Origin of the sequence: Aeromonas sp. R7-1, from assembly GCF_040908115.1 — a bacterium.
Taxonomy (GTDB): domain Bacteria; phylum Pseudomonadota; class Gammaproteobacteria; order Enterobacterales; family Aeromonadaceae; genus Aeromonas; species Aeromonas caviae.
Window position 1 is genome coordinate 1 of record NZ_JBFODD010000047.1, and the last position, 23,334, is coordinate 23,334.

The following is a 23,334-nucleotide window of genomic DNA, read 5'->3' on the forward strand; positions in this document are numbered from 1 at the left end:
TGAATCGCCCCTGGTTTTCTAGACACTTTGTTGCTGAAAAATAAACTGCCTTTCAAACTCTACCGGCGACAGCCCATCATTGGAACCATGACGCCTGATTGGGTTGTAAAACATCTCGATATAATCAAACACATCGCTGCGGGCTTCGTCTCTTGTCGCGTAAATCCTGCGCTTGATCCGCTCCCGTTTGAGCAACTGAAAGAAGCTCTCGGCGACCGCGTTGTCGTGACAGTTACCCCGTCGGCTCATGCTGCAACGCAGGTTGTGGGCCTTCAGAAAGTCCTGCCATTCACCACCGGTAAACTGGCTGCCCTGATCCGAATGCACCAGTACCGGCTGCTTGGGTTTACGCCGCCAGACGGCCATCAATAACGCATCAACCGCCAAGTCTGCCGTCATGCGTGACTTCATCGCCCAGCCGACGATCTGGCGAGAGAACAGGTCGAGCACCACCGCCAGGTACAGCCACCCTTCTTGAGTGCGAATGTAGGTAATGTCAGTCACCCAGGTGATGTTGGGGGCTGGCACCTTAAACTGACGTGCCAGCGTGTTTGGGGCAGCTTGCGTGCTCTTGCCTCCATAATGCCCCTTGCGGCGTTGATAGCCCGTTTGCGAACGCAGTCCCTCCCGCTTCATTAATTTGGCCACACGGTGCTTGCCGCAGGCTTCCCCTGCGTCACGAAGGTCGCGATGGATCTTGCGATAACCGTAGACAGCACCACTTTCCAGCCAGGATTGCTTGACCAATCCGGTCAGTCGTTCGTCCTCCTGCTGTCGTGGCGATGTGGGCTGTTTCAACCACGCGTAGAAGCCACTTCGGTGAACCCCCAGGGTTTGGCACAGGGTAACGACACTGTACCGGTCGAGTCGGGAGGTTATGAACGCGTACCTTTCCTTGACTCGCTGGCAAAGTACGCGGCGGCCTCCTTTAGAATATTGCGCTCCTCGGTGACCTGGCGCAGTTCAGTTTTCAGGCGGCGGATCTCGGCTTGCAAGGCAGACTCTTCTATTTGCTGGTCAGCAGGCTTACCGTACTGCTTGAGCCATGCATACAGGCTGTGGCTGGATACCCCGATGGCACGTGCAACGTCAGCCACCGGCCGCCCGCGCTCGGTGATTTGTTTAACGGCTTCGATTTTGAATGTTTCTGGATAACGCTGACGGGTCATAACACCTCCAATAGTTGCCTCATTTTAAGGCTGTGAGGTGTCTAGGGAACTGGGAGCGATTCATTCAGTGGCTACCCTGATCGCGTAGACATCCAGCGACAGATAGGTGAGGAAATTGGCCTCCCATAACGCATAGAACTCACCCAGCTCAGACAACGGCATCACATGCGCGTAGGCAATCTGTCCTTCCTGGCTTGAGAAGTCAAAATCGACCTCCTTAGCCAATTCGGCATAGTCACCCATGCCGACATAGGAGAAGTCCGTCATATAGACCAAGGACCATAGATTTCCTCGGCGTTGCAGACGGATTTCCACCGGATGAAAGCCGCCGGTTTCCGGGCCATAACTCGGATCACGAAAGTTCATTGTGACGGTGCGGGCTTGTGGCCATGTGGGATGGTGCGTGTTCAGCAGGTCGGTCAGACATACGGCGAGCCGGGATGAAACTGGCAGGGGGAGCCCCTGCCAGTTCAGTGCTATGTCACGGTTGCTCATTGCTGGGTCTCCTGCCCGGCTACCGCGTCGCCGGTCTCGGATCCCGTTTCGGCCCCGGCCTCATCCATCTTGTCTGACAAACCGGCTTGGTCGTTGGCTGTTTTCAAAAACGGCGGCTCATTGCCTTTCTCGATGGTTATCTCATCGGTCGTGTCATCTTGGCCCTTCTGCCCCTTGGCTTTTCCCTTGCGAGCCTGTTTATCCATATTGGCCGGTTCATCCCGCTGAGTAGACCAGTCGCTGATGGATAGGCCGACCCGGTGGAACGGTGAGTTGGGCTCGGCGGCGAGCAGTAACTTTTCAGCCCGTAGGATGGCGGCGAGGAAACCGTGGTTATTGGCACTGCCTCGAACAAACAGCGCCCTGAGAGCCACCGATTTGAATGGCGCATCCTTGAGAAGGTCCAGCAGTGCCAGGATGTCATCGAGCGATAACCAGTGTTTGCTGAACAGGCCACCCGTGTCGTTGGCGGTAATGCGAAGGGCATAGCGACCCTCATCGTTCTTGCCCACATCGTAGTGCAGCAAACCACTGGCCCGAGCGCTTATCTTCGGGGCCTTAGCGGATTTAATAACAGTCCAGACCGGAGCAGCCGACGCTGCCGGTTGTGTGGCTTTAGCCATGATGAAATTCCTTCTGAAGGGATTACTTGAAGAAGTCAGCCGCTTTGCTGCGATGACCTTGATGGATATGACTGCCTAACGAGGCAATGGCACCGCTGATGACCCCCAGGTCATCGGTGAGACCCACGCCGGGAATAAAGTCCGGTACGGCATCGACCGGACAGAGCAGATAGGCGAGTGCGCTGACCACGATGGTCTTGACCCACACTGGCGTCTGCTCGTCGGCCATCAACAGGTAGAGCAATACGGCCTGCTCAACCAGCAGCTTCATGCCCTTGATGTGCTTGAGCTTGGCGAGCAGCGAGGAGCGGTTGATCTCGGTCATGCGGCCCACTCCCCATCCCGCTCCCCATCCCAATCTGACGCCAGCGCCAGACTGACCACGCCATCGCAGATATCCAGGACCGGACCCGCGTTCCGGGCGGTGACGTTGAGCAACTTGAACACCGGATGGTCTTTATCGTGCAGCGCCACTTGTGTGCCCTCCAGAGCGATCCAGCGCTCCGGTAACGGCAACCAGTAAACGGCCTGCTCGGCGCAATCCGTGGTGAAGCTGCTGTCACCCATGTCCCACACCTCTTCAAAGATGCCGTTGTCCAGATCATGGGTGGCCTGACCGGAAAAGCGAGCAATCGACAGCACCAACTGCCCTATCTGAGTCGAGGGCAGTTGGTGCAAGGTGAAGGTATTGGTGTGACTGAAGATGGCAACCAATACCGGTAGACCGGGCATTGGCAACGATTCCGGTACATAACGACCGTGGATGCGGATGGCTTTGACCAGTTGATGATGGCGCAGCATTGCTCGCGACAGGGTATCCAGATAATCCTGAGTCGCGTTTTTGCCTTCGCCAATAGCATCGAATAATGAAAGTTCAGACATGGATATCTCTCCTTTGAATTTAAATAGCCGAAATGGCTATTGGATATCAAAGGATTTATATATGTTTAAATTGATAGATGATTCGGCAGTTGGTATATATTTAAATATTAACCACATATATTTCACATGGAGTTATTCTCGCGCGTGCGAGAATACATGGGTGAGAATTAATAATTGAGAAAGCCTGTTTACATTCTTGAACTGGAGTCGTAGATTATAACTGACGATGACAACATGAGCACTGCGTTGATAGGTGAATGAAGATATTTTTGACCAGGTATGGGGAACCACTACTCGTATCTTGAAAGGAGATAAACATGATTAATTTATTAAACCTGATTATCAATAAAACAAACGTTTATCATGTCAATGAGCTCGTAAGTCGTGATCATCGTGAAAAGTTCGATTTGAACTCATTTGAGGAGAGGATTAATCGTGCATTGAGATCTATATTTGGTGCTGAGTTGGATGATGTCTTTATTGGAGACCGATTCTACGCATACAAACTCAAACGGCGGCTGGCAACGCGCAAAGAGAAGGTGCAGTTGGGAAGGCTGATTGTGCGCATAATCCCAGAGCTAATTCCTGCCATCAGGAGCTATCCGCAGCGGTATCCTGAAGAGTTACGAACCTGCCGCCGTTTGTTCCAGTGCGTGAAGGCCAAGAAACGACTAGCTAAAGTTTCTCTACAGATATCTTGAATAAGTAACCCCTAGCGCCCAACGCTAGGGGTTAAAAAACCACTATAGTCAATAGTGGATGCGGGATGAATTATCTTTGTGAGCGAACAAGCTTTTTTGATAAATTATCATTTCTACGTTTCGATGCGAGAGTTATAGTTATATGGTTGATACGTTTTATCTTCGAGAGTTTAAGTATGAGGATTGGGAGCTTTAGGAAAAAAATCAACGCTTCACAAGAGTATCTTTCTCTAGCCAGATCGGATGAGATTGCAGCAGAGAAATTATCTCAGGTTGAATGTTATAGGCAGGCATGTTATTTCATTATCCAGGCTATGGAGAAGTATATAAGGGCCAAGATATTTGGAATTGTTAACCCCAAGCTGGGTTTCTTTAAAGAGGAGAATAGATCTCATTCATTGGATTCTGCGGTTGAATTTCTTGTCAAAGTCATCAGCTCGGACCCTGTCATTCAGCAGCAAGTATTAAAGCAATTGTCGGAGTATGTATTAGGGGATACGAAATACAACCACCTTCATAACAACCTTCGATACCCTGTTTATTTCTCCAATCTAGATTCATATTCGATGCTTTATGTTGGTAGAGATGATTATAACAGGTTATTTGAGCGACTATCTTCGTTGAAAAGTTTCCTGAATGACATCGACAAACTTTCATAGGGGAGGTGCGAATAAGTCCCTAATGTGAGACATTTAGGTAATGTGTACATGATAATTGCTGAGTACTTCGCGTCTAGGGCCTTGCGGGTGATAGGCGTACTCGCATGGGAGAATACATGGACGAAGCCAAAGTAGACAAGGTCGTCAGAGACTTGGTTGCTGACTATGACCGATTGGATGGTTTTCTATCTAAGGGCCATGTGGAAAGGTTGCTTGAGAAGCGACAGTTGACAGTAGAGCAAAGCACTGAGGTTCATCGGCAGCTTGATGTACTCGGCATTAGTGTTGAGGAGGAATCAGGGTGTCCAGATGAGATTGAAGGCCCAAACATTGATGGCGTAGGCTCTTTCGATTCTGCCGCAGAAGGATCGATAAAACATCTTGACGCTAGACTGCTCAGCATGAGCTCCAAGCTTTTGACCGCTGAGGAAGAAGTCGAACTGGGGCGGCGGATGATGCTAGGTCGCCGTGCCTTACGTGAAATCGAAGAAGGCGTTTCCCACTCGCAGCAGCACGACAAGATTATCGAACGAGGTAGAGGGGCTAAGGATACGATGGTCAAGGCGAATCTTCGGCTTGTACTTCATATCGCAAAGCCGTACGTCGGACTTTCCGATCTCAGCCTGGATGATCTTTTTCAAGAGGGCGTAATTGGGTTGATGCGTGCGGCAGACAAGTTTGATCATACGCTCGGGTACAAGTTTTCCACCTATGCGACTTGGTGGATCAGACAATCACTAATGAGAGCTCTATCCGATCGCGGCACAACGATACGTCTTCCAGTGCATGTGTATAACGATGTACTCAGGTTGAAACGTGCACAAAAGCTTTTGGGACAAGCACATCCAGAGCGACGAACGAGCATGGCAGAGCTTGCCGACGAACTCGCATGGGCGATCGACAAGGTTCATTTTATACATCAGTGCGGGAACTTCGTTCCTGCGTCACTTGATGAAAAGATTAACGGACATGATGATCTCACGCTGATGGACACGCTGGTTTCCGGGTTCCAGTCGCCTGAGTCTCATCGGGATCAGGCCGATCTAGCTAGGTGCATTGATGGCGCCCTAAATGGTCTTAAAGAGCGAGAGAGCAAAGTGTTACGTCTCCGATTCGGACTTGGTGATTCCGATCACGGGGCAACTCTGGAAGAAATTGGGCAGTTGTTTGAACTGACCCGAGAACGAATTCGGCAGATCGAATCCAAAGCTCTCAGTCGGCTTAAGGGGCCAAGTCTAGGAGATGTTCTTCGCGACTTTTTGTACTTGTGAAGAGTGTAGGAAATGTGGTCAGGGCGGGGCTCTATAGAGGGGAACAATAATTGAACGCTGATACGGCTAGAGAAAAATTCGTCGATTGGTTGGCAAAGCGTATGACCCAGGCCGGTAGAGGCGACTGTGAAGATGTGTTGAATGTTGAGCCGTCAGGGAAATATTGGTTGGGTAGGTTACAATCCGCTGAGGCTGTTGCTCAGAGCGACTGGGGGGATCGAGGAGAACGGTTAGAGCCCTGTGCATTCGGGCTCAGAGTAAAACCAAAAGAGGAGGGGCCATGGAGCTTCCGTGTCTCCACTAGTTTTCGAGTTTGGCTGTGGGATAAGCCAGCGAAATTGTGGAGGAAAACCGATCCAGTCTGCGTTGAAATTACGATCGATGTTCCTGAACAGATGGGGATACATCGATATGGAGAGGTGGAGTTCGGAAATGCTCTAGCCATGGTGACTGGACACGACGGGCTTATGGCACGGATTGATGTCGAAGTTGACACTGGACAATCTGGAGATTATGAACTCAGCGTGTCTCTAGTCAATTGCTCTCCCAAGGTGCATCCCGACTTCAAAGATACGCGGCTCTATCAGTCCGAATTGCGAGTCGATGGGCTCGACACTCGCCCTTTTATGCTTGAAACGCTTGAGGACTCTTTCAGGTACGACAGATGTATTGAGGCCTACGGTATTAACTGTGGCGTGTGCATTGAGTCAGGAGTTTTCGTCACGGACGATGCTGTCACAATTGATCGTCACAGGCCTCAGTATTGGAATGTGAACACTCCGATACCAACTATGCGATTTATGGATCTGGCGGACGATCCGATCACGTCGGCAAATGATCTACTTTCGGCGTTGCTGAGTTGGGGGGAGGCGAACTGGGCAGCCGATGCACTAAAACATCGAGCAGATTCAGAGAGATGGTCTGCTGAGATGCAGCAGCAAGCGGCCAAAGCCGCCGGGGAATTTGAGCTAGAGTGTGAGCGACTCGCGAAAGGTATTGAACTACTTAAATCCAATGAGGCGTTGTTGCGTGCGTTCAAAGGAATGAATCGTGCGATGTCATTTAGTGCTCGGGATAAGTATGACTCTTGGCGTCCGTTCCAGCTAGGGTTCTTGCTTGCGAACCTTTTGTCAGTCGTAGATATGGAGAATGAGCCGGATGTCGTCGATGTTGTTTGGTTTGCGACAGGCGGCGGTAAAACGGAGACGTACCTTGGCCTTTTGATGACTGCAGCGCTGTACGACAGAATGACCGGGAAAGTATCGGGAATTACAGCGTGGAGTCGCTTCCCTCTGAGGATGTTATCTCTACAGCAGACTCAGCGTTTCGCCGATGCAATTGCCTCCACAGAGATGGTTCGTCGCGAGATGGGTTTGGCAGGAGATGGCTTTTCACTTGGGTTCTTCGTCGGGCAGGGGGCAACTCCCAATCGTATCAATGAGAATCCCAAACCAGGTGAACCAGACCCAGATGACGATCAGATGCCGCGTCGATACCAGGTACTAGACTACTGTCCTTTTTGCCACGAGCGTTCGATTACCATGGATTTCGACAGGCGCTTGTGGAGACTGGAACACCGATGTGGAAACATGGCCTGTGTAACGCATGGCAATGCTTTGCCAATATACGTGGTCGATGAGGAGATCTACAGGTTTTTACCTACTGTGATCGTTGGTACCCTCGACAAGGCGGCATCGATTTCCCTTCAAGCATCTATGCGTGGCATGGTTGGCGCACCTTTGGGGGTATGCTCAAAAGAAGGGCATGGGTACACATATGCCCCGAGGAGTTCTCGTCCATCGGGATGTCTTGTTCCTGGTTGTAATGGAACTCGTAAAGAGTTGCCCATGAGGGGGGATCAATATGGACCGTCTTTCCGACTCCAAGACGAATTACACCTCCTGCGGGACAGTCTCGGGGCTGTCGACTCACACTATGAGGCTTTATACGATGCGTTGCAGCATGAGCTATGCGGTAGGAAGCCCAAGATACTGGCATCCTCCGCGACACTGACGGGTTACGAAAAACAGGTAGATGTTTTGTATCGACGAGCTGCTCGTGTCTTCCCCGTACCACCACCGCGTACTGGTGGAGGCTTTTGGACCTCGGATTCGGAAAGTTTGATGCGTAGGTTTGTGGCGATAGCACCACGGGGGGTCACTATCGAGTACACAGTTGACCGATTGTTGACTGAGTTGCAGAAATCTGTCTGGGAGCTGGCGCGAGACCCTGTATCCACGTGCGCCGATATTGGGATAGATCCGCATTTTTCGGGGGAGTTGCTCTCTCTATATGGAACGAACGTCGTCTATGGAAATACATTGCGTGACCTAGAGGCGGTGACACGCTCAATGGAAACTCAGGTGTTTATTCCTGGCACGGTCATTAATAAGGCGTCGCTTACGGGAAAGACCGATTTCTCAGAAGTGCGCAAGATACTCGAAAGATTACAGAGCCCTGAGGAATTATTTGAGAAGCGATTACACATCATATCTGCGTCATCGATGATGTCCCATGGTGTCGATGTCGATAGGTTAAATGTGATGGTGATGCTTGGTATCCCGTTGTCTGCGGCTGAATTCATCCAGGCTACCGCCCGGGTGGGACGACGCTTCACTGGCCTCGTATTCGTCGTTCACAAAATTGGCCGTGAACGTGATGCTGGCATCTTTCGTTCTTTCAGACAATTTGTTGAGCAAGGGGATCGATTCGTTGAGCCCATACCGGTGACGAGGCGCAGCCGCCGAGTCTTGGCTCGTACCATTGCAGGCTTGGAGCTTGCTCGCTTGCTGGTGATCCATGAAGGAGCTTCAGGCGCGGCGTTGTCGACTTTGCGCGCTTTCAAGGAGTATGTTTCGTCTGGGAAATTCGATGTAGACCTAGAATTTGATGCGTTGATTGAAATGCTTGGTTTGCAGAGTGAGCTCGACGAGCCGTTGAAGAAGGATCTGCGAGTATGGTTCGACGAGTTGCGTCAGTACATCCTCGTGCCACCCAATGATGCGCGTTTCCCATCAGACCTGTCGCCATCTGGTCCACCTATGCTGTCTCTGCGGGATGTAGAGAAGCAGGTTCCAATTATCGGGACCAGAGTCTAAAGGAGAAGGTAGTGAAAGAATCAAGAAGTACTTCCCAGATCCTCTTTGGATTTCTTCCCGAACAGACCGTAGACCTACGAGGTGGCGTCTGGAAAGTCAAGGACTGGCGGCACCCCAAAGTGCGCAGTGAGATCGATTCGGCATCGCTTCGGCGGGAAATTATCCGTCAGGCAACACCGTGGAGCGCGGTGGGGATGGACGCAGGATTTGTTGCTCATCTGCATGCGGGGGCACCGATAACAGTGTTGACGCTTGACGAGAACAACGGTGTAGAAGTGGAGCCGTTTCCGAAATCGTGGATATGCAAGACCTGTCATCGGGTACATGATAAGCCAGATGCGACATGCCATTGCGGGGCAAAAGGTCAGAAGGGTCAGCTCTTCTTTGTGGGCTATCACGACAAGTGTGGAACACTCCGAGCTCCGTGGATCCCCAAATGCCCAGAGCACAAGCAGGTGTGTATTTTGTTCCCTGGGACGTCTTCAGCGACAGAGATCCGATTTGAGTGTCCGGTATGTGCTAGAGAGCTCAGGAAAGGGTTCGGACACGTTCCATGCGATTGTGGCCAAGGCAATCTCGCCTTTCAGCCACATCGTGCATCTTCTGTCTATACACCCCGCAACGTAGTGATCGTCAATCCACCTTCGCGGGAGCGTATTCGGGTGATCGCTGAAGCCGGTGGGCCCCCCAAGGCGTTGAGCTGGGTAGTGGATGGCATGAAGACCAAGACTGTCGAAGAAGTTCCAGCCAGTCGTGAAACCCTGAAACGGCAACTTGAGGCGCAGGGGCTGCCTTCGGAGATCATTGACAAGATGCTCGACATCGCCGGGACTGCATCTGGAGCACTGCAGGATGATGACATCGTGCTGCCATTGGGTCAACGAGAGGATGCAGAGGCCCAAGCAGTGACCATCGCTCTAGCGACTATGGAGTCCAGGATCAGAATTGACGATTTGGTGGCTGCAACCGAGCCTTCCAGCGAGCTAGGTCTACTCTACCGCGTTCGATATACGCATGCGTTGAGTTCGGCGGGACTGTACGCAGTCGACCTGATCGAGCGTTTCCCGGTGCTCACAGGGCACTTCGGCTATACGCGAGGTGACCACGAACCCGGCAAGGGGCGGCTCGTCCCATACAAGGGGCGTCATGGACAAGGTTACAAGGTGTACGCGGATATTGCTGAGACAGAGGCGCTGTTTGTCAGGCTGGATCCAATGCGTGTTGCGAAATGGTTGGTTGATGCAGGTCATCCACTCGCCGAGTGGCATGACGAACGAACGGCTCGAGCGGCAATCTTGGAGGCGGCGCATCTACCTTCGGTGACGGATGCGAAGGACGAATCTGTCGGCGCAGCACTACTCAAGTTGGTCCATTCCTATGCACATCGTTTTCTGAGGATAGCTGCCGTTCATGCTGGTATCGACAGAAATGCTCTTTCAGAACTACTGGTTCCCTTGCATCTGGGGTTCTTTATCTACGCTGCTGCAAGGGGTGACTTCGTGTTGGGCGGGCTTCAAGCCGTGTACGAAACCGAACTGCACAGTCTGCTTGGTGCCATCATGTATGACGAGCATCGTTGCGCACTGGATCCAGGCTGCTCCGACTCAGGAGCGGCATGCATGGCTTGCCTTCATACCGGAGAACCATCCTGCCGCTATTTCAATCGGTATTTGAGCCGCCTGACACTCTTCGGGCAACATGGGTATCTACGAAGCCCATAAATTTCGGTTCATGGGCCCCAGGCAATAGCATCTTTGATCTTTCGGCTAGCAACGACATAGAGGCCCACTTTCGCCCGACTCAATCCGACATATGCAACGGCGCGAAGATCTTCAGATGTTGAAGCATCCGATAAAGCAAGAATGACTACATCACGTTCAAGTCCCTTGAAACGGTAAATTGTTTCAACAGGGATGCCATGTCCGTCCAGTGTGGTAAAAAGATGCTCAGCGACACCGGTTGATCTCAGTTCGGAGACTACCGATGTGGAATCAGTCAGGACGATCAGTTGGGCCGGCTCGATCTTGTCTTCTAAGACTATACTTTCGACCAAGTCGATGATGTTAGGGGCTAGGTGTTCTCGACGACCCACCTCCACAAATCTCGGCTCCGGTCCGTCGACAAACTTGCTGTTAAGGCGATCCTCGAAAACACTGGCCACCCTTCGAGCTATTGGGCCGGTGTTTCGACAATTAACGGTCAATTCGAATTCAACCAATCCTTTGGGTATCGACCATCCGCGTCGATACAAATCTTGGTGAAAGTCGGCAAATAAATATAGTAGATCATCGTCGGCTACGAGAGTTTGCGCCACTGAAAGCCACTCCATGGCGAAATCCTGTGCTTCATCGACCAGAACTCCATCGTACAGCGTACCGTTGCGAGCGGCGGCCTCGTTCAAAATACGAGGGGCTTCGTTTTCGTACCACTCGCTCGTCGGATTGAGCGGGATTTTCAAATTGGCACGTCGAGCCTCACGATGTACCAGGCTGTGGAAGGTTTCGACCTCGACCGATGAGCCATGCAGAGTCGAAGTGAGATGCTGCCGCAGTGGTGCGTTGTAGCATAGCAGCAGCACACGAAAACCAGATGAAGCGAGCTGACGCGACTTTTCTACGGCCAGCACTGTCTTTCCTGTCCCGGCCCCACCGAGGATCATGGCACGCTTGACGCGTCTGATCGCTTGCAGTACCCCCATCTGCTCTGTCGTCAAATCAAGCAATGCTTGTTTGGCGTCCCCAACGTCGTCACGTAGGAGGCGCCTTACTTGAATGGTCGGAGCCAAATGGTCGACGATTCGTAGGACGTCACTCTCGGACAAGGCCCGATGTTGTCCCCAATGTCGGAAAATCCGTTCTATGGCCGCCATTGGCCGAACCAGATCAGCGCGGTCGACAACGATATCTACAGGAGCATTGAGGCCTAAAAGCTGATCGACTTCTATGTCTGGAAATACAACGGCATGTACGATCGGATATCGTGTCAGGGTCGGATCTACCGCTTTGAAGAAGGCGAGCAATGCATATTTCGAGTCTTTTGCTTGATCGAACGGGTTTTTGATGGAATGACGAACTCCGTCGCTTCCAGTTGAAAACCACGTTCCACCAATGGTTTCGATCCCACCTCCCTTCACCTCCAGAACAAGAATGCCGAGACCAGGAACTAGCACGACAAAATCAGCTTCGCCATCGCCCTGCCTGCCACCACGACGTGATTGCCAGGCAACCGAATGGAAAACGACGAGATCATCAACGGTGGACAAGCTTTTGCGTACTTTGATCTCTGAACGTGGACTACTCGGTGATATTTCACGGGGATAGAACATCGTCATCAGCTAATTGATCCTAGTTTTCGTAATCACCGATAGTGATTTTGATGGGGAGGAGGAGCATCAATTGTTATCACCTTTTTCATCTTTCACATCTTGAAGCTCTTTAAAAACTGCGTGCTGTGTTGGTCGGTAATTAATGCAAACTTCCCGACAAAGATCATGGGATCCGAATCGACATCACAGGCAAATCTGACTTTGATCTTTGCTCACCAGAAGCTATTACATTCGGTGCCATCCGAGTTAACGCACGCATGGTACCAGGCAACGAGGAGACTACGCACGGCATGGTATTTTACTCTTTGGTTCCCGCCTCCAATGGTTGAATGGCGAGATGCTGAAGGATGCTACGGCCGATGACTTTTCCGAGTGTCACCGGTACAGCATTACCAATCATGCGACCCAAGGCACCGAACCGAATCTGTTCGCCCTCTGGAACAAAGGAGTAATCTGCTGGAAACCCCTGCAAGATCGCTCCCTCACGTAGTGAAATTGCACGATCTTGTTCGGGGTGGCCAAAGCGACCATTTCCAAAACCGTAAAATTGTGTGGTAAGTGTTGGAGCCGATTCGTTCCAAGACATTCGTCCATAGACCCCAGGATATGTACGACCTGTATCACGACGGTGGCAATCTGCGATTAGGTGATTTGGCCAATCCCGCCAGGTACCACCAGGGCGAGATACTCGGATCCTCTCAAGATTAAGCTGCGAAAGTCCGGAAGCGGTATGCAAAGGGTCACTTGATAACGAGGTTCCCGCAGCGATGGCTGGCAGTCCTCCAATAGCTTCGCGTACCGTCCTTGGACTATCCTGAGTGGGTTGAATGAGTTCTATAGGGCCGAGTCGAGAGGCAAGCAAAACCATTCTGTGCCGACGCTGAGGCAAACCATAGCGAGAGCAGTCGACGATGTCATGCCAAACCTCATAGCCAAGCTTTGTCAGTGTGGTGACAAAGTTATCATATACCTCGTGTTTTTGTACTGTTGGCACGTTTTCCATAGTGACTATGTCGGGTAGTGTGCCACAGACTAATCTTGCAAATTCATTTAGTAAGCTCCAGCGTTGGCTACCCACCGTGTCGTAACGCTGTGAATATGTCGAAAAGGGTTGGCAGGGAGCGCATCCTGCGAGGATGCGGATTTCTGCATCGCCAAATAGATTTTGCAACATCTCTGGTGTTGAATGAGATACATCCTCTTTGATAAAAGTTGCACCATTGTTGGTCTCGAATGGATGACGGCAAGCTGGATCAACATCAATACCTGCGACGACAGGAATTCCCTCAGATGTTAGGCCGTGAGTAAGCCCCCCCGCACCACAAAACAAATCAATGCAGGCCAAAGTAGCCATTCATCATATCTCCCTAAGCAATTGGAACGTATTGTGCAACATGCTCGTCTGCATGGCCAAAGACAATTAGAGATTGATAGTTATCTCTCTACTCTTTAGTTAGTCCACCTACTGGTCTACAGGCGTGGAGGCAGCTCATCAAAGTGCTGAAATCACAAGCTTTTGATGATTATTGATCAGCGCGTAAAAATGACTAGGTTTCCGGAGTTTTCAGCGTCCAGCTTCACCACTGCTCGCCCGTCACCCGCCAGGCTCGGAGGCTCTTCGGTTTAGAATATGCACATTAACCAAAATCACCCCCCTGACGGCGTTATCTTGATCTGATAACGGGTATTTCTACCGCCCCCCGGCATTTTTTCAAGGCAGCCTTTCTCTAACAAGTCGGCCAGATGGCGGGTCGCGGTGGCTTTACTGACCTTGGCCACCTTCTGATACTGGCTGGCGCTGATGCCTTGCAGAAAACCGCTCTCGCCGCCGTCCAGCATCCTGTTCAGCACCTTGATCTGCTCGGCACTCAGCGGCTCGCTGCCGTGTTGCTGCCAGAAACGGCTCTTGGCCAAGGTTCGGGTGATCGCTTGTTGGGCCTGCTCCAACGTGGCATTGAGCGTATCCAGAAACCAGACAAGCCAAGCCGTGATATCCAGTCCGCCTTTCTGGGTTTGTTCCAGAGCACGATAGTAATCGGCTCGTTGTTCGAGGATCGCCACCGACATGGCATACAGGCGGATGCTCTGGCTGTCGGCCTGAGAGAGCGCCAGATCGGTGAGGGCACGGGTGATACGACCATTACCATCATCAAACGGGTGTAGGGTGACAAACCACAGGTGGCAGATGGCGGCACGCAGCAGTGGATCCTGGCTGGGGCCGTTCAGGCTAGCATTGAACCAGTCGATAAAGCAGGTGAGTGCCTGCCCCAGACCCTGGCGTGGCGGGGCCTCGAAATGCACTGTGGGCCGATCCAGTCGCCCGGATACCACCTGCATCGGCTCTTCACCGCGTAGCTGGCCCACTCGCACACGCTGTAATGTCCAGTCGTCGGCAGGAAACAGCCAGTGATGCCATTGCAACAGGCGTTCCAGCGTTAGCGGCTGATGTCGATTGTCGATGGCATCGAGCATCATGGCTGCCAGGCCTTCGGAGCGATCCGAGATGGGGCAGGGCTGTTCTTCGGATACGCCGAGGCGACGGGCCAGCGATGAGCGCACCGATTGGGCATTGAGCCGTTCATCTTCAATGGCCGATGAGGCGAGGATATTTGCCAGCAGGGTATCGAGCACCTGGGTTTGCTGCGTTTGCGTAGAGCCGTGAACGGAATGGGTGCCGAGCAGGATCCCCAGATTGCGTTGCGCGGTGCGTAGCCGTGGCTGTAGCGGTTCATCTTGCCAGCAAAAGTGTGGCCAGCCCTCATGTTGCCAGATCCAATTTTCAGCCATCTGCTTGCCCATCCCCTTATTGTTACAAAGCAACGTCACCGATGAGCCGAATCGAATGCATATTTGGCTCAGTATGCGAGCCAAATCGGATGTGTATTTGGCTCATATGGTGAGCCGATAATAACGGGAATTCGGCTCACGACACAACCGGTATCATGCAAGAGTTTGCTGGGAGGGGGCGCGTTGTTCGTAGGAAGTGGGGGTCATTGCAGGGGAGGGGGGAGTGTATTTTGCTATCTGTTATCAGATGAAGCTGCGGATCATGAGGCGGGGATTATTAATCCCGTGCTCGGTGAGCAACCTTGCCAGAGATTGACCAGAAGCGCATAACAAAAAGGCCTCGCATTGTAAGCGAAGCCTTGTAGGGTGTGCTGTCCAGAGCTGTGGTATGGAAACTGTCATGAGGATTTTCAATCCCCTGCTCTACCGACTGAGCTATCTGGGCAACGGCGCGCATCAAACCCTTTCTGGATTGAGGTGTCAACCACAGGCCGCAGATTGATGTACCGTTCGCTCGATATCCGAGCAATCTTCCCGTGATTGGACCGGTTTCCCGGTTTTAACCATGAAAAGAGGGGCGCCTGTGCGGCAGGGCGGGCCGACGGCCAGCAGAACATCATGAAGGATGGCGGGCTGCCTGACGTGCCGAGGGCTGCCCGTTGGCGCCAAGCCGGAAGAGGCGCCAGTTATCTTGGCCCATCGATTGAGCCTGCAGCGCTCTGCGGGTATGCTTTGCCGCACTCATCCCCTGGCCATGGTCCGGGCCGACGCGGCTGGCAGGGGTGACATCCATCCAACACCGCCTGGGGTTTATATGAATACCAATATGCAAGAGTGGCGCGAAGAGACCGCCGCCATCGTCAACGAGCTGCTGGCCGATGGCAGCAACCCGGATCTGGATTACGAGATTGAGCACCACTTTGCCTGCCAGAAGTTCGATCTGCTGGAGAAGGCGGCGGTCGATCTGTTCAAGGCCGGTTTCGAAGTGACCGACGCCGAGGAGATGGAGCTGGACGACGGCGCCACCATCTTCTGCTTCGACGCCATGGTGGAGTGCAAGCTGGACATCGACACCATCGTCGCCGACATCGAGAAGATGCTGCCCATCCTCGAGAAATACGGGGTGGACTACGACGGCTGGGGCACCTACTTCCAGGAGTAAGTGCGTCAGATCACGTACGCTTTGCAAAAACAACAAGGCCACCCTCGGGTGGCCTTGTTGTTGCTGGCTTACTGCTCCGGCAGCTGGTAGCTGCGGGCAAACTCGGCCGGTGGGAGGGGGCGGCTGAACAGATAGCCTTGCAGCCGATCGCAACCGACCTGCACCAGCCAGGCCTGCTGCTCCGGTGTCTCCACCCCTTCGGCGGTGATCTTGATGCCAAGCTCATGGCCCAACCCGATGACGGAACGCACGATGGCGGTGGTGGCCTGGTTGGTGGCCAGCCCCTGGGTGAAGCTTTTGTCGAGCTTGAGGGTCGCCACCTGCAGCCTGGGAAGATAGGCGAGGGAGCAGTAGCCGGTGCCGAAGTCGTCGATGGCGAGCTGGAAGCCCGCCTCGATGAGGCTGGCCAGGTTGCTCTCTATCTCGTCGGCATTCTCCATCAGCACCCCTTCGGTGATCTCCAGCTCCAGTTGCCAGGGGGCGAGCCCGTGGCGCGCGATGCAGTCGAAGATCTGCGGGCAGAGCTCGGGATCGCGGAACTGCAGGGGCGAGAGGTTGATGGAGAGCACCAGATCCGGGGCCGCCACCTGCCAGCGGGCAAGCTGGGCACAGCCGAGCTCCAGCATCAGCTGGCCGAGCTGGCCGATGAGCCCCAGCTCCTCCGCCAGCGGGATGAACTCGTCGGGGGAGATCATGCCGAATTCGGGATGGGGCCAGCGGCAGAGTAGCTCAGCCCCGTGCAGCCGGTTGCTGTGGGTACAGATGATGGGCTGGTAGACGGCGGTCAGCTCGGCGGACTTGATGGCGAGTGGCAACTGGGCCGCGATGAGCTGGCGGCGTTTGAGCTTGGCATCGAGTGCGGGGTCGAACAGGGTACAGTGCTGCTGCTGGCGCTTGCCCTGGGCCAGGGCGGCCTCGGCGTGGCTCAGCAGACGCTCGGCATCCTTGGCCTTGCCATGGGCAATGCCGAGGAACACCGGGATCTGGATCCTGTGCTCTTCCACCTGATAGGGCGTCATCAGCTCCTGCTGCAGGTTGCGGCTCCACGTATCCAGAGAGAGGGGGAGCTCGGGCAGCAGCAGGGCGAAGTCATCCGCCGCGACCCGGCAGAGCAGGGACTGGGGCGGCGCCAGCCGTTGCAGGCGGCGGGCCACCTGGCTCAGCAGGCGGTCGGCGACCCGGATGCCGAAGCGATCGTTGATCTCGCGAAAATGTTGCAGATCCACCAGCAGCAGGCTGGCCTTGCGGGCCCCCAGATGACGGCTGGTCTGGAGGAAGTGGGAGAGCTTGAGCAGGCCGGTCAGGCTGTCGTAGTGCTGCTCCTGCTGCAACTGGGCCTGGGTGGTGCGCAGCCCGGTGATGTCGCGGCTCAGGGTCAGGATGCCGAGGGAGTTGCCCTCGTCATCCGGCACCTCGACCCGGGTGACCTCCAGATGGCGGCCTCTGCCCTGGGCATCCACCACGCAATACTCCCCCTGACCCAGGGTCTGTTCGACGGGCAGCCGGGGCGGGACGCGCCGACCCAGAGCCTCGCTTGCCACCAGCCCCATGAAGTCGAGAAAGGCCTGGTTGCAGTCGATGAGCACGCCCTGGTGATCCTCGAGACGGATGAGGTCGGGAATGGCATCCAGCAGGCGGCGTTGCAGCAACTGCTGCTGGCGGAAGGTTTGCTCCAGCTCCTTGCGCTGATCGATGGCGCTGACCATGGCAAACAGCGCGATGGGATCGCCGTGCTCGTCATACAGGGGAACCTTGTTGATCTCCATCCAGCTGGCGCCTTCGCCGCTGTGGCAATGGAGCTGCTGGTGCAGCAGGGGTTTGCCGTCGGCCAGCAGGCGGTCATCTTCCTCCCGGAATACATCCCCCCAGGGCATCTCGGCATCGCTCTTGCCAATGAGTTCGCTCGGATCTTGCAGGCCGGCTTCCCTGGCGAATGCCTTGTTGGCAAACAGGTACCGTCCGTGCTTGTCCCGGCAGAAGATATTCATGGGTAACTGGTCGATGATCTGCTGCAGCAGCGCCAGGGAGAGCGAAGAAGTCACGAGAGCACTCACGGGGGAGACTTCGAGCAAATCTATGATAACAGGTGGGTTTTGTAAAGCCTGGGTTAAGAGTACGCCATTTGTGCGGATCCCTGCTGACAGCCTGTGTCGCGATCGCCATAATAGCCGCCGGTCGGCCTATGGCCTTATGGATGAGAGAAGCAGCATGAAGAAGATAATGGGGGGCGCCCTGGCCCTGTTGATGGTGGGTTGTGCGAGCGACAATAACGGCGGCGAGCAGTATCGCTATACCCCGCCGGTTGCCAAGGCAACCAACAACACCCAGGAGATGGCGATCCCGGTGGATCTGGTGTGGGCCCGTGCCGAGAAGTGGTTCGGCGATCACGGCCTGAACATCGAGAACAGCCAGCGTGGTGCCGGTCTGATGACCGCCAACGTGGAAAACTCGGCCGATGGTCTGGAGTGGCTGGATTGCGGCACCATGGGGTCCAAGGTGGCGCTGGGCAACCCCAACCTGCAGATCAACCTGATCATCACCCAGAGCGGCAACAACAGCGTCGCCACCGTGAACGTCAAGGGCAATACCCAGCTCTACTTCGTCGAATCCTCCGGCGAGCGGGTACTGGCTCCCTCCATCACCCCGGTGTGCGTCTCCCGCGGCAGCCTGGAACAGAGCCTGTTCTCCACCCTCGGCAACTGATCCTGCCGGGTATCATGAAAAACCCCGTTGCGTGCAACGGGGTTTTTTTATGCCTGCTCCGCGCCCATCAGGGCGTGAGGGGAGGGATGACGAGGATCAGGGGGTCAGATCGCCGTGATAGAGCACATGGTCGCCGGCTTTGAGCACATAGCCCTTCCAGGGGAAGAGCTGATAGCCACCGCCCTGCCAGGACCAGTTGCCCTCTTCGCCCTGGCGGATCAGCCGGATCGGCCCGCCCTCTGGCAGGGTCAGCTCGGCCTGACTCTGATCGGCATTGAACAGCACGAAGGCGCTGACGGTCTGACCGGCATCGATCGGGTTGAGGCGAATGCCCTGCTCGAACAGCCGCACGCACTGGCCTGCCAGCGCCGACCATTGATAACCCGCGCTGCCGATGCAGCCATGTTCGTCGTGATCCGCGCCGACCAGGGGCTCCCTCGGTGTCGTGTTGCAGGCGGCCAGCAGCAGGGTGGCCGCCATCAGGGTCAGGGTGCGCATGGTTACTCCTTGGCGTCCCTTTCGATGACGATGTTGGAGAAGCCCAGTTCCTTGAAGTAGTTCTCCCGGTAATCCTTCACGCTCTTCTTGTCGCGGCGGCACACCTGGGCCAGCTGCTCTTCCATGGCGTGGAAGCGGGTCAGATCGATCCCCTCGGCGGCGGCAATGGCATCATAGATGCTATTGAACTTGTCGTTGGCGTAGCCAATCTCCCTGGCCTGCTTCTTGTAGGTGTAGGTAATCTTGAACGCCATGGCGTCACTCCTTCTCTTTGGCCTGCTTGCGCTGGACGTACAGATAGAGGCTTTCGACCTTCTCTCTGGCCCAGGGGGTCTTGCGCAAGAACTTCAGGCTGGACTTGATGCTGGGATTATCGGTGAAGCAGCGGATATTGATCTGCTGCCCCAGCGCTTCCCAGCCATAGTGCGCGACCAGGGCGGTGACGATGGCCTCCAGGGTCAGCCCGTGCAGCGGGTTGTTCTTCTGGGAAGCGGGTTGAGCGCTCATGCTTGCGCCGCCAGGGTGGCAAAGGGCTGACCCATGCGGGTGGTGACCCCGTTGGCCAGGTGCGGCTCGAAACCGGCCAGCATGCCCGGGCCAAACAGGCAGACGACTGTGCTGCCCAGCTTGAACAGGCCCATCTCGGCCCCCTTTTGCAGGGTGATGGCTTCATCGCCGGTGTAGTCCCAGCGCACCACCTTCTTCTCTTTGGTCGGCGCTATGTTGCCGGCCCAGATGGTTTCGATGCTCGCCACGATAGTGGCACCGACCAGCACCAGGGCCATGGGGCCGTGGGGGGTTCGGAAGGTGGCCACCACCCGTTCGTTGCGGGCAAACAGGTTGGGCACGTTCTCGGCGGTGAGGGGGTTGACGGAGAAGAGATCCCCCGGCACGAACACCATGCTCTCCAGCACGCCGTCCAGCGGCATGTGGATGCGGTGGTAATCCTTGGGTGCCAGATAGATGGTAGCGAAGTCGCCATCCTTGAACGGGGCCACCAGATCCTCATAGCCCCCCAGCAGCTCGCGGGCGCTGTAGTCGTGGCCCTTGGCCTGGATGATGCGACCTTGGCTGATGGGCCCGAGCTGGCTGACGGTGCCATCCACCGGCAGGGCCAGGGTCATGGCGTCTTCCACCACGGGGCGGATGCCGGGTTTGAGCTCGCGGGTGAAGAAGGCGTTGAAGCTCTTGTAGTGGGCCGGGTTCTCGTGCAGGGCCTCGCTCATGTCGACCTGGTACTGCTTGATAAAGGCCTCGATCACCCTGGTGGTGAGGTTGCCCGCTTCGGCGGCGGCAAGTTTGCCCACCAGGCGGGAGAGGGCGTGTTTGGGCAGGCAGTATTGACCGGCAATTTTCAGGTTGTCAGTGATGCTCATGATCTTCATCTGGGAATGAGTTGAACGGGTCACAGCCGCGCCTGTTGGCGACCGTGGCGGGCTTCCTGCATGGTTTCCAGGATGCGGTGGTAGTTGTGGAAGCGATCGGCGCTGATGGCGCCCGCTTCGACCGCGGCGCGCAGTGCGCAGCCGGGATCATCCTTGTGGGTACAGTCGCGGAACTTGCAGCCACCCAGGTAGTCGCGAAACTCGACGAAGCACCAGGTGATGCGGTCGGCTTCCAGGTGCCAGAGGGCGAACTCGCGGATCCCGGGGGAGTCGATGAGATCGCCGCCGCTCGGGAAGTGGTAGAGCCGCGCCGTGGTGGTGGTGTGCTGGCCGAGCCCCGAGTTCTCGGAGATCTCGCCGGTGAGCACGTCCAGCCCCGGCATCAGGGCGTTGGTGAGGGACGACTTGCCCACCCCGGACTGGCCCACGAAGATGCTGATCTTGTCGGTGAGCGCCGCTTTGAGGGCGTCGATGCCCTCACCGCTCTCGCAGCTCACCAGCAGCACCTCGTAACCGAGCTTGCGGTAGGTCTCGAGCTGGTGCTCGATACGGGCGCGGGCCGCGTCATCGAGCATGTCGACCTTGTTCAGCACGATGAGGGGCGCTATCTCCACATCTTCTGCCGCCACCAGGTAGCGGTCGACGATATTGGTGGAGAACTCGGGCATCACCGCCGAGACGATGATGATCTGGTCGATGTTGGCGGCGATGGGTTTGACCCCGTCGTAGAAGTCCGGCCGGGTCAGCACCGAGTGGCGCGGATGCACCGCCTCGATGACGCCGGCAGTCGCGGCATTGAGGCCGGGGCGCCACACCACCTTGTCGCCGCACACCAGGCTGCTGATGCTGCTGCGCCGCAGGTTGCTGCGGTGGATGGCACCATCGCTTGCCTCGACATCCGCGTGCTGGCCGAAACGGCTGATCACCACCCCTTCGATGGCGGGGCCGAACAGGGTGTCATCTACCACTGTGGTGTGCTCTTTTTGCAGCCGCCGCTCGCGGTTGGCCTGGACGCGCCTTTGTTGACCCAGATTGAGTTTTGCTTTCTTTGCCACGGGGTTTGCCAGTTTATGAACAGATTCAAAGCCAGTATGATACATGCAAATTGGCAAAATTCCGCCATTCCTCCCAATAGAGAGAGCAATCATGACAGTCAGCGCGCAGAACCTGGTATGGATCGACATGGAGATGACGGGTCTGGACCCCGAAGAGAACGTGGTACTGGAGATCGCCACCATCGTCACCGACAAGGACCTGAACGTGCTGGCCGAAGGGCCGGTCATCGCCATCCACCAGAGCGAGGAAGAGCTGGGCAAGATGGATGACTGGAACGTCAACACCCACACCAAGAGCGGGCTGGTGGCCCGGGTCAAGGCGAGTGAATACGACGAGGCCAAGGCCGTTGCCGAGACCCTCGCCTTTATTCGCCAGTGGGTGCCGGAGCGCACCAGCCCCCTGTGCGGCAACAGCATCGGCCAGGATCGCCGCTTCATGGTCAAGCACATGAGCGATCTGGAAGCCTTCTTCCATTACCGTAACGTGGACGTCAGCACCATCAAGGAGCTGGTCCGTCGTTGGCAGCCTGAACTGCTGGATCAGTTCAAGAAGAGCGGCTCCCACCAGGCGCTGGACGACATCCGCGAATCCATCGCCGAACTGCAGTTCTACCGCGCCCACGTCTTCAAAATCTGAGTGGCTGGCAAGGGTTTGCCGTCGTTCGGTTGCTAAAATCAGCAGTTCGGCCAGCTTTTGAGCGAACGGCTGCAACCAGACAAAAAAGCCCTTGCAATTGGAATGTCTGCTCTTATAATTCGGCTCCCGTACAGTAGCGCAAGCAACCAAATGCTGTACGGTCTGTTTTCAGGTTTTGCGGGAATAGCTCAGTTGGTAGAGCACGACCTTGCCAAGGTCGGGGTCGCGAGTTCGAGTCTCGTTTCCCGCTCCAAAATGTTTGCTGATGACGTTCCGATGCGGGAATAGCTCAGTTGGTAGAGCACGACCTTGCCAAGGTCGGGGTCGCGAGTTCGAGTCTCGTTTCCCGCTCCAATCATCAGCACAGCCTCAAGACAATCCATGTTGCGGGAATAGCTCAGTTGGTAGAGCACGACCTTGCCAAGGTCGGGGTCGCGAGTTCGAGTCTCGTTTCCCGCTCCAATATGCAGTGCCGGAGTCACCGCGTTGGTAGAGCATGTTCAGTGCTTGCCAAGGTCGGGGTAGCGAGCGCAAGTCTCGTTGCTGGCTCCAAAAATATGTAAGTGATATTCCGATGCGGGAATAGCTCAGTTGGTAGAGCACGACCTTGCCAAGGTCGGGGTCGCGAGTTCGAGTCTCGTTTCCCGCTCCAATCACTTGCAGATGACATTCTGTTGCGGGAATAGCTCAGTTGGTAGAGCACGACCTTGCCAAGGTCGGGGTCGCGAGTTCGAGTCTCGTTTCCCGCTCCAAACAGTGTCCAGTAGATATGTGTAAGTGATATTCCGTTGCGGGAATAGCTCAGTTGGTAGAGCACGACCTTGCCAAGGTCGGGGTCGCGAGTTCGAGTCTCGTTTCCCGCTCCAATCACTTGCAGATGACAT

Annotated in this window: 22 protein-coding genes and 6 tRNA genes; 14 read left to right on the forward strand and 14 right to left on the reverse strand. The window is 55.2% G+C overall.

All coding sequences use genetic code 11. The annotated features are described in order from the left end of the window. Positions 1 to 18 precede the first annotated feature (18 nt). The 5 genes from AB5Y51_RS12355 to AB5Y51_RS12375 form a co-directional block, all read right to left on the reverse strand. A protein-coding gene (locus AB5Y51_RS12355) for an IS3 family transposase (protein ID WP_319903933.1) occupies positions 19 to 1,169 on the reverse strand; the annotation gives its coding sequence in 2 pieces (ribosomal slippage) (positions 19 to 932 and positions 932 to 1,169; 1,152 coding nt in all). 60 nt (positions 1,170 to 1,229) lie between these two features. After that, positions 1,230 to 1,664, reverse strand: a complete 435-nt coding sequence (locus AB5Y51_RS12360) for a DUF2787 family protein (protein WP_368178514.1) — start codon at positions 1,662 to 1,664, stop codon at positions 1,230 to 1,232. Beyond that, on the reverse strand, positions 1,661 to 2,287 hold the full coding sequence (locus AB5Y51_RS12365) for a hypothetical protein (protein WP_368178515.1): 627 nt from the start codon (positions 2,285 to 2,287) through the stop codon (positions 1,661 to 1,663). Before AB5Y51_RS12365 ends, AB5Y51_RS12360 begins: the two co-directional genes overlap by 4 nt. 22 nt (positions 2,288 to 2,309) lie before the next feature. After that, positions 2,310 to 2,612, reverse strand: coding sequence for a YkvA family protein (locus AB5Y51_RS12370; RefSeq protein WP_029304363.1), 303 nt, complete (start codon positions 2,610 to 2,612; stop codon positions 2,310 to 2,312). Next, positions 2,609 to 3,169, reverse strand: a complete 561-nt coding sequence (locus AB5Y51_RS12375) for a hypothetical protein (protein ID WP_368178516.1) — start codon at positions 3,167 to 3,169, stop codon at positions 2,609 to 2,611. Before AB5Y51_RS12375 ends, AB5Y51_RS12370 begins: the two co-directional genes overlap by 4 nt. Before the next feature lie 317 nt (positions 3,170 to 3,486). Here AB5Y51_RS12375 and AB5Y51_RS12380 point away from each other — a divergent pair, with 317 nt between their 5' ends. The 5 genes from AB5Y51_RS12380 to AB5Y51_RS12400 all read left to right on the forward strand — a co-directional run bounded on the left by AB5Y51_RS12380 (position 3,487) and on the right by AB5Y51_RS12400 (position 10,619). Continuing rightward, entirely contained in the window at positions 3,487 to 3,870 is a 384-nt protein-coding gene (locus tag AB5Y51_RS12380) for a hypothetical protein (RefSeq protein ID WP_368178517.1), read from the forward strand. A 176-nt stretch (positions 3,871 to 4,046) separates the two neighbouring features. Beyond that, positions 4,047 to 4,529, forward strand: a complete 483-nt coding sequence (locus tag AB5Y51_RS12385) for a HEPN domain-containing protein (RefSeq protein ID WP_368178523.1) — start codon at positions 4,047 to 4,049, stop codon at positions 4,527 to 4,529. 116 nt (positions 4,530 to 4,645) lie between these two features. Then, positions 4,646 to 5,800 (forward strand): sigma-70 family RNA polymerase sigma factor, encoded by a 1,155-nt coding sequence (locus tag AB5Y51_RS12390; RefSeq protein WP_368178518.1) that lies wholly within the window; start codon positions 4,646 to 4,648, stop codon positions 5,798 to 5,800. Positions 5,801 to 5,850: 50 nt separating this feature from the next. Beyond that, positions 5,851 to 8,898, forward strand: a complete 3,048-nt coding sequence (locus AB5Y51_RS12395) for a helicase-related protein (RefSeq protein ID WP_368178519.1) — start codon at positions 5,851 to 5,853, stop codon at positions 8,896 to 8,898. 11 nt (positions 8,899 to 8,909) lie between these two features. Further along, positions 8,910 to 10,619, forward strand: a complete 1,710-nt coding sequence (locus tag AB5Y51_RS12400; RefSeq protein ID WP_052258840.1) for a hypothetical protein — start codon at positions 8,910 to 8,912, stop codon at positions 10,617 to 10,619. 8 nt (positions 10,620 to 10,627) lie between these two features. Here the strand turns inward: AB5Y51_RS12400 and AB5Y51_RS12405 are convergent, their stop codons facing one another. From AB5Y51_RS12405 to AB5Y51_RS12415, 3 genes are all read right to left on the reverse strand, one after another. Further along, positions 10,628 to 12,229, reverse strand: coding sequence for an NERD domain-containing protein (locus AB5Y51_RS12405; RefSeq protein ID WP_368178520.1), 1,602 nt, complete (start codon positions 12,227 to 12,229; stop codon positions 10,628 to 10,630). Between the two features lie 292 nt (positions 12,230 to 12,521). Further along, the gene (locus AB5Y51_RS12410; RefSeq protein ID WP_080770001.1) at positions 12,522 to 13,577 is read right to left on the reverse strand and encodes a DNA cytosine methyltransferase; all 1,056 of its coding nucleotides are present in this window, start codon (positions 13,575 to 13,577) and stop codon (positions 12,522 to 12,524) included. Positions 13,578 to 13,870: 293 nt separating this feature from the next. Continuing rightward, positions 13,871 to 15,022 (reverse strand): Fic family protein, encoded by a 1,152-nt coding sequence (locus AB5Y51_RS12415; RefSeq protein ID WP_368178521.1) that lies wholly within the window; start codon positions 15,020 to 15,022, stop codon positions 13,871 to 13,873. Between the two features lie 814 nt (positions 15,023 to 15,836). On the opposite strand from AB5Y51_RS12415, the gene rraB reads away from it, so the two are divergent. After that, positions 15,837 to 16,172, forward strand: a complete 336-nt coding sequence (gene rraB / locus AB5Y51_RS12420; RefSeq protein WP_010675493.1) for a ribonuclease E inhibitor RraB — start codon at positions 15,837 to 15,839, stop codon at positions 16,170 to 16,172. 68 nt (positions 16,173 to 16,240) lie between these two features. On the opposite strand, the gene AB5Y51_RS12425 is transcribed toward rraB, so the two are convergent. Next, positions 16,241 to 18,214 (reverse strand): EAL domain-containing protein, encoded by a 1,974-nt coding sequence (locus AB5Y51_RS12425; protein ID WP_042014294.1) that lies wholly within the window; start codon positions 18,212 to 18,214, stop codon positions 16,241 to 16,243. A gap of 166 nt (positions 18,215 to 18,380) precedes the next feature. Between AB5Y51_RS12425 and AB5Y51_RS12430 the strand changes: the two genes are divergently transcribed. Further along, positions 18,381 to 18,875 carry a hypothetical protein gene (locus AB5Y51_RS12430; RefSeq protein WP_029314787.1) on the forward strand — a complete coding sequence of 165 codons (495 nt, stop codon included), beginning with the start codon at positions 18,381 to 18,383 and terminating at the stop codon, positions 18,873 to 18,875. Between the two features lie 96 nt (positions 18,876 to 18,971). Here AB5Y51_RS12430 and AB5Y51_RS12435 read toward each other — a convergent pair whose 3' ends face one another. From AB5Y51_RS12435 to rsgA, 5 genes are read right to left on the reverse strand one after another with little or no spacing between them, the layout of a single operon-like run. Beyond that, positions 18,972 to 19,373 carry a hypothetical protein gene (locus AB5Y51_RS12435; RefSeq protein ID WP_048207011.1) on the reverse strand — a complete coding sequence of 134 codons (402 nt, stop codon included), beginning with the start codon at positions 19,371 to 19,373 and terminating at the stop codon, positions 18,972 to 18,974. Positions 19,374 to 19,375: 2 nt separating this feature from the next. Then, a complete protein-coding gene (locus tag AB5Y51_RS12440; RefSeq protein ID WP_048207012.1) occupies positions 19,376 to 19,627 on the reverse strand; it encodes a DUF2960 domain-containing protein in 252 nt (83 codons plus the stop codon). A gap of 4 nt (positions 19,628 to 19,631) precedes the next feature. Further along, entirely contained in the window at positions 19,632 to 19,880 is a 249-nt protein-coding gene (locus tag AB5Y51_RS12445) for a VF530 family DNA-binding protein (RefSeq protein WP_219604473.1), read from the reverse strand. After that, positions 19,877 to 20,749 (reverse strand): archaetidylserine decarboxylase, encoded by an 873-nt coding sequence (gene asd, locus AB5Y51_RS12450; protein WP_368178522.1) that lies wholly within the window; start codon positions 20,747 to 20,749, stop codon positions 19,877 to 19,879. The genes AB5Y51_RS12445 and asd overlap by 4 nt, the downstream gene beginning before the upstream one ends. Positions 20,750 to 20,778: 29 nt before the next feature. Further along, entirely contained in the window at positions 20,779 to 21,813 is a 1,035-nt protein-coding gene (rsgA, locus tag AB5Y51_RS12455; RefSeq protein ID WP_039040203.1) for a small ribosomal subunit biogenesis GTPase RsgA, read from the reverse strand. A 91-nt stretch (positions 21,814 to 21,904) separates the two neighbouring features. Here rsgA and orn point away from each other — a divergent pair, with 91 nt between their 5' ends. The 7 genes from orn to AB5Y51_RS12490 all read left to right on the forward strand — a co-directional run bounded on the left by orn (position 21,905) and on the right by AB5Y51_RS12490 (position 23,316). After that, complete coding sequence (orn, locus tag AB5Y51_RS12460) at positions 21,905 to 22,450, forward strand: oligoribonuclease (protein ID WP_042014296.1); 546 nt, start codon at positions 21,905 to 21,907, stop codon at positions 22,448 to 22,450. Positions 22,451 to 22,627: 177 nt separating this feature from the next. After that, positions 22,628 to 22,703, forward strand: a tRNA-Gly gene (locus tag AB5Y51_RS12465). Between the two features lie 25 nt (positions 22,704 to 22,728). After that, a tRNA-Gly gene (locus AB5Y51_RS12470) sits at positions 22,729 to 22,804 on the forward strand. Between the two features lie 32 nt (positions 22,805 to 22,836). Beyond that, positions 22,837 to 22,912: transfer RNA gene (locus tag AB5Y51_RS12475), tRNA-Gly, on the forward strand. Between the two features lie 114 nt (positions 22,913 to 23,026). Further along, positions 23,027 to 23,102, forward strand: a tRNA-Gly gene (locus tag AB5Y51_RS12480). Positions 23,103 to 23,126: 24 nt separating this feature from the next. Then, positions 23,127 to 23,202: transfer RNA gene (locus AB5Y51_RS12485), tRNA-Gly, on the forward strand. Between the two features lie 38 nt (positions 23,203 to 23,240). Next, a tRNA-Gly gene (locus AB5Y51_RS12490) sits at positions 23,241 to 23,316 on the forward strand. Positions 23,317 to 23,334: the final 18 nt, after the last annotated feature.

What these genes read in the sequence shown, in the direction of transcription:
- AB5Y51_RS12440 (WP_048207012.1), bottom strand. Translation starts at nt 19,627, where the DNA reads ATGGCGTTCAAGATTACCTACACCTACAAGAAGCAGGCCAGGGAGATT.
- AB5Y51_RS12380 (WP_368178517.1), top strand. Translation starts at nt 3,487, where the DNA reads ATGATTAATTTATTAAACCTGATTATCAATAAAACAAACGTTTATCAT.
- AB5Y51_RS12405 (WP_368178520.1), bottom strand. Translation starts at nt 12,229, where the DNA reads ATGACGATGTTCTATCCCCGTGAAATATCACCGAGTAGTCCACGTTCA.
- asd (WP_368178522.1), bottom strand. Translation starts at nt 20,749, where the DNA reads ATGAGCATCACTGACAACCTGAAAATTGCCGGTCAATACTGCCTGCCC.
- AB5Y51_RS12375 (WP_368178516.1), bottom strand. Translation starts at nt 3,169, where the DNA reads ATGTCTGAACTTTCATTATTCGATGCTATTGGCGAAGGCAAAAACGCG.
- AB5Y51_RS12415 (WP_368178521.1), bottom strand. Translation starts at nt 15,022, where the DNA reads ATGGGCAAGCAGATGGCTGAAAATTGGATCTGGCAACATGAGGGCTGG.
- AB5Y51_RS12445 (WP_219604473.1), bottom strand. Translation starts at nt 19,880, where the DNA reads ATGAGCGCTCAACCCGCTTCCCAGAAGAACAACCCGCTGCACGGGCTG.
- AB5Y51_RS12435 (WP_048207011.1), bottom strand. Translation starts at nt 19,373, where the DNA reads ATGCGCACCCTGACCCTGATGGCGGCCACCCTGCTGCTGGCCGCCTGC.
- AB5Y51_RS12385 (WP_368178523.1), top strand. Translation starts at nt 4,047, where the DNA reads ATGAGGATTGGGAGCTTTAGGAAAAAAATCAACGCTTCACAAGAGTAT.
- AB5Y51_RS12365 (WP_368178515.1), bottom strand. Translation starts at nt 2,287, where the DNA reads ATGGCTAAAGCCACACAACCGGCAGCGTCGGCTGCTCCGGTCTGGACT.
- AB5Y51_RS12410 (WP_080770001.1), bottom strand. Translation starts at nt 13,577, where the DNA reads ATGGCTACTTTGGCCTGCATTGATTTGTTTTGTGGTGCGGGGGGGCTT.
- orn (WP_042014296.1), top strand. Translation starts at nt 21,905, where the DNA reads ATGACAGTCAGCGCGCAGAACCTGGTATGGATCGACATGGAGATGACG.
- AB5Y51_RS12390 (WP_368178518.1), top strand. Translation starts at nt 4,646, where the DNA reads ATGGACGAAGCCAAAGTAGACAAGGTCGTCAGAGACTTGGTTGCTGAC.
- AB5Y51_RS12370 (WP_029304363.1), bottom strand. Translation starts at nt 2,612, where the DNA reads ATGACCGAGATCAACCGCTCCTCGCTGCTCGCCAAGCTCAAGCACATC.
- AB5Y51_RS12360 (WP_368178514.1), bottom strand. Translation starts at nt 1,664, where the DNA reads ATGAGCAACCGTGACATAGCACTGAACTGGCAGGGGCTCCCCCTGCCA.
- rraB (WP_010675493.1), top strand. Translation starts at nt 15,837, where the DNA reads ATGCAAGAGTGGCGCGAAGAGACCGCCGCCATCGTCAACGAGCTGCTG.
- AB5Y51_RS12430 (WP_029314787.1), top strand. Translation starts at nt 18,381, where the DNA reads ATGAAGAAGATAATGGGGGGCGCCCTGGCCCTGTTGATGGTGGGTTGT.